Origin of the sequence: Streptomyces sp. NPDC051020 (assembly GCF_040683105.1) — a bacterium.
Taxonomy (GTDB): Bacteria; Actinomycetota; Actinomycetes; order Streptomycetales; family Streptomycetaceae; genus Streptomyces.
Genome location: NZ_JBFBCG010000179.1, coordinates 1 through 4,559, shown reverse-complemented (window position 1 = coordinate 4,559; position 4,559 = coordinate 1). Strand labels below are relative to the sequence as shown.

The window sequence follows — 4,559 nt, the reverse complement described above, 5'->3', positions numbered from 1 at the left end:
AGGGGCCCCCTCCGCGTCGCCTCCCTCCTCCGCCTTGCCAGGCTTGCCCCTCGCCCCGCTCCTTCCTCCACCCCACCCATGTGCGCGGCCTCTTACTGGTCTCGTACAGGTTCGTCGGCCATACTGCCCGCCGTGGAGCAGCGCATAGATCCGAACACTCAGCCCGCGTACGCCGCAGGGACAGACCCGGCGTACATACCTGGTCTCACGGCCCCCCGCACCGACGGGACGTCCGAGGCGGACCAGGAGAAGCCCGAGGAGCCGGCGCCCGAGGGTGCCGCCCCTGACGACGCCCTTGCGGAGCGTGCCCCCGGGGGCACCGACGCCGATTCCGGCTCGGAGGACGCAAAGGACGGGAAGCAGGAGGAACACGAGAAGGGCGAGAAGGACGAGAACGGGCCCGTATTCGAGGTCAGCGACCGGCGGGGTTCGATCACCGCGGACCGTGACGGCATCCGATTCCGGCTGGACGACCAGGAGGCCGAGTTCCACTGGGACGAGGTCGGTGCGGTCGAGGTGAAGGTCCCCCGGTTCGGGCGCCGGTTCACCGTCACCGTCCACATGTCGTCCCGCCGCTGGTTCAACGCCGAGGTCGAGGCGGCCGCCAGAAGCAGTCTCAAGGCGTGGGCGGAAGAACTCGACGTGGTGCTCGACGCCTACTTCGAGGAGTAGCCCGAGGCGGTGGCGAAGGGCCGGTCGAAGACGCGACCGGATCGTCCCCGGCGCGACCTGGGGCGACGCACCCGGCCGGCGGGGCGGATTGCCCCCGGATCCGGTGCGACGTCACCGGGGCGCGGACCTGGGCCGTCCCGTCGTCACGGGCGACACGCCCCGAGCGCTGCGACAGGGGTGAGGGGCCGACCTCCACGGCCGGCCCCTCACCCGCCCGTCCGCCGGTCAGGCGTCGGCGAGAACCACCGAGCGGGTCAGGTGACGGGGGCTGTCCGGGTCGATGCCGGCGGCCTCGGCGCGGGCGATCGCCAGACGCTGTACGCGGACGAGCTCGGCCAGCGGGTCCAGGCCACTCGCCACCCAGCGGGCTCCGGTCGACGCGACCTGCTCCTCAAGACCCTCGGGTGCGGTACCGAACACCCAGGTGGCGGTGCCGTTGGTGGCGATGCTGATCGGACCGTGGCGGTACTCCATCGCGGGGTAGGACTCGGTCCAGGAGAGCGACGCCTCCTTCATCTTGAGCGCGGCCTCGTTGGCGAGACCGACCGTCCAGCCCCGGCCGAGGAAGGTGAACTGGGTGCACTCCAGCAGCCCCTCGGGCAGCGGCTCGGCCAGTGCCGTCTCCGCGTCACGGACCACGGCGTCGGTGTGCAGGCCGAGGTGGGCACGGAGCAGCGTGAGCAGCGTGGTGGCGAACCGGGTCTGCACCACGGACTGCTCGTCGGCGAAGTCGAGGACGACGACATCGTCGGCGGACGTCATCACCGGGGTGTTCGGGTCGGCCGTGATCGCGACGGTACGGGTGACGCCACGGAGCCGGCCGAGCAGCTCCAGCACCTCGGTCGTCGTGCCCGAGCGGGTGAGCGCCACGACCCGGTCGTAGCTGCGGCCGAAGGGGAACTCCGATGCGGCGAACGCGTCGGACTCGCCCTGCCCGGATTCCTCGCGGAGCGCGGCGTACGCCTGGGCCATGTAGAACGAGGTGCCGCAGCCGACGACGGCGATGCGCTCGCCCGTGGCGGGCAGGGCGGCCGACTGGCTCTCTGCCAGGTCCGCGGCGCGGCGCCAGCACTCCGGCTGGCTGGCTGTCTCAATCTCGACAAACGACACTTTTACACTCCGTATGGGTGTTGGGATGCTCGTTCACGCACGTTATACGCCTTCTGCAATCATTATCAAGCATTCTGCTTGCATGGGACTTGACTGATCGGCGCCTTGTGCGACCCTTGCGCATGTCCGGTGACACTGCCCAAGGGGATGGGCGCTCGAATCCCGGGCCCGTAAGGAGAGTTCACTTGTCCAGGGATGCCCGCTGGGACGCGCTGCTTGAGCTGGTCGGCAAACACGGCCGGGTGGAGGTCGAGGACGCGGCGACGACGCTTGACGTGTCGGCCGCGACCATCCGCCGTGACCTGGACCAGCTCGCCGAGCAGCAGCTGCTCACCCGAACCCGCGGCGGCGCCGTCGCGCACGGAGTCTCCTACGAACTGGCGTTGCGCTACAAGACGGGACGCAACGCCCCGGAGAAGCAGGCCATCGGCCGCGCCGTGTCCGAACTCGTGGCGGTGGGCGAGGTGGTGGGGCTGACCGGTGGCACCACGATCACCGAGGTTGCCCGCTCGCTGGCCGTGCGCCCCGACCTCGTCGGTGACACCGGCCCCGGGGGGCAGCCGACCCTGACGGTGGTGACCAATGCCCTCAACATCGCCAACGAGCTGGTGATACGGCCGCAGATCAAGATCGTGGTGACCGGTGGAGTGGCCCGGCCGCAGTCGTATGAGCTCACGGGGCCGCTGGCCAGTGGCGTGCTCGGCGAGATCACGCTGGATGCCGCCGTGCTGGGCGTCAACGCGATCGATACCGAGCGCGGGGCGTACGTCCACCACGAGGGCGAGGCCAGCATCAACCGGCTGCTCGCCCAGCAGGCGCAGCGGGTGGTCGTGGCCGCCGACTCCTCGAAGATCGGCAAGCGGGCCTTCGCCCGGGTCTGTGATCTCAGTCAGGTCGATTTCCTGGTCACCGACACCGGCATCACCAGCGACGCGAAGGCCCGTTTCACCGAGGCCGGCGTCACCGTCATCGCTGTGTGAGGGTGACGCCGGCCCGTCCGGCGGTGACACCGTCCCGCGGGATCAGGCGCGGGGCGCGGTCCACTGCTGGTCGGCCCTGCCGGTGCGGTCGCGCAGTCCACACGGTGCCCGGTCGCGTTGCCGATGCCCAGGGGCACTTCTGGCGAGGGGGCGGAGCCGGCCGAAGCCGGACGTGGGCGTGCGAGCAGGGGCGGTTAAGCCCCTGGCAAGGGGTTCGGCGATCACATCGAGGTACTTGCGTGCCTGTTTCGCGCCCTTGCCGTGCCCTCTCTGCGCACCAGCGGAGTCGAATCGGGCCTTCTCCAGATTTTGATGTCTATAAATGTTCGTTATCTCGCGAAATGAACAACTCTTGCCATCGAGGCGCACTGTCGTGAACGATGTGGCCCTCGCCGCGAGGGAGTAGCGGCCGCACCGTCACCGATGTGTGCCGCAGCCCCGTGACCCGGATGACGCGGACACACCCGCCGGGAAGCAGCGAGCGGTCTTCCAGGACGGTCGGTCCAAGTAGCTTCCGCCCGCACCACCTGTAAAGACAGAAGGGACCCCCGTGTCAGACCTCCGACTCGGTGTCATCGGGCTCGGCCTCCGCCGTTCCATCGCGATGTCCGCCCACCACCCCGGGCAGGGTTCGGCGATCACCGCCGTCTGCGACCTCGACCCCGAGGTGCGCCGGCGCGAAGCCGAGCGCTTCGGCACCGATGTCGCGGTCGAGGACTACAAGCTGCTCCTCGACCGGGACGACCTCGACGCGATCATCATCGCCACCCCGGACGACACCCACGAGGTCATCGCCATCGATGCCCTGCGGGCCGGCAAGGCGGTCTTCGTCGAGAAGCCGCTCGGTATCACCGTGGAAAGCTGCGACAACGTCCTGCGCGCCGCGTACGAGACGGGGACCCGGCTGTACGTCGGTCACAACATGCGCCACATGGGCGTCGTGCGGCTGATGCGCGACATCATCGCCCGCGGTGACATCGGCGAACCGAAGGCCGTCTGGGTGCGGCACTTCGTCGGCTACGGCGGTGACTACTACTTCAAGGACTGGCACGCCGACCGGACCCGTACCACCGGACTGCTGCTCCAGAAGGCCGCGCACGACATCGACGTGCTGCACTGGCTGGCCGGCGGCTACACCCGCCGCGTCAACGCCCTCGGCGACCTCCTCGTCTACGGGGACCTGCCGCGCCGCGAGGCGGACACCCCGCGCCCGGCGAACTGGCTGCGGGAGTTCGACTGGCCGCCGACGGCCCGCAAGGATCTGCACCACATTGTGGACGTCGAGGACGTCTCGGTGATGAACATGCAGCTGGACAACGGTGTCGTGGCCGCCTACCAGCAGTGCCACTTCACCCCGGACTACTGGCGGAACTACACCGTCATCGGCACCGAGGGGCGGCTGGAGAACTTCGGCGACAGCCCCGGTGACGAGGTCAAGGTCTGGAACACCGGACCCAGCGGATACCGCGCCGAGGCCGACATCACCTACCGGGTGCCGGAGGCCGATGGCTCGCACGGCGGCGGTGACACCCGGATCATGGAGGAGTTCTGCCGGTTCGTCCGCGACGGCGGTGTCACGGACACCTCTCCGGTCGCCGCCCGGATGAGCGTCGCCGCCGGGGTCCTCGCGACCCGCTCGCTGCGTGAGGGCGGGGCACCGTACGACGTGCCGGCCCTCGGCCCCGAGCTGATCGCGTACTTCGAACGCGGTCAGGTCCGCTAGTGCCGTGACCGGCAAACATTGCCGGTCACGGCACAGGGGACACCCCGCCCGAAACTGTGAGGTGCGCCGGGGGA

General features: G+C 69.6%; 4 protein-coding genes. 3 read left to right on the top strand and 1 reads right to left on the bottom strand.

Going from position 1 to position 4,559, the window contains the following annotated elements:
* Positions 1-132 precede the first annotated feature (132 nt).
* The gene (locus AB0N06_RS38100) at positions 133-672 is read left to right on the top strand and encodes a hypothetical protein (RefSeq protein WP_366139260.1); all 540 of its coding nucleotides are present in this window, start codon (positions 133-135) and stop codon (positions 670-672) included.
* Positions 673-897: 225 nt separating this feature from the next.
* Here AB0N06_RS38100 and AB0N06_RS38095 read toward each other — a convergent pair whose 3' ends face one another.
* Positions 898-1,782 (bottom strand): SIS domain-containing protein, encoded by an 885-nt coding sequence (locus AB0N06_RS38095; RefSeq protein WP_366139259.1) that lies wholly within the window; start codon positions 1,780-1,782, stop codon positions 898-900.
* 185 nt (positions 1,783-1,967) lie between these two features.
* Here AB0N06_RS38095 and AB0N06_RS38090 point away from each other — a divergent pair, with 185 nt between their 5' ends.
* Positions 1,968-2,762: a DeoR/GlpR family DNA-binding transcription regulator gene (locus AB0N06_RS38090; protein WP_366139257.1), complete on the top strand. Its 795-nt coding sequence runs from the start codon at positions 1,968-1,970 to the stop codon at positions 2,760-2,762.
* 550 nt (positions 2,763-3,312) lie between these two features.
* Positions 3,313-4,485: a Gfo/Idh/MocA family oxidoreductase gene (locus AB0N06_RS38085; protein ID WP_366139256.1), complete on the top strand. Its 1,173-nt coding sequence runs from the start codon at positions 3,313-3,315 to the stop codon at positions 4,483-4,485.
* Positions 4,486-4,559 lie beyond the last annotated feature (74 nt).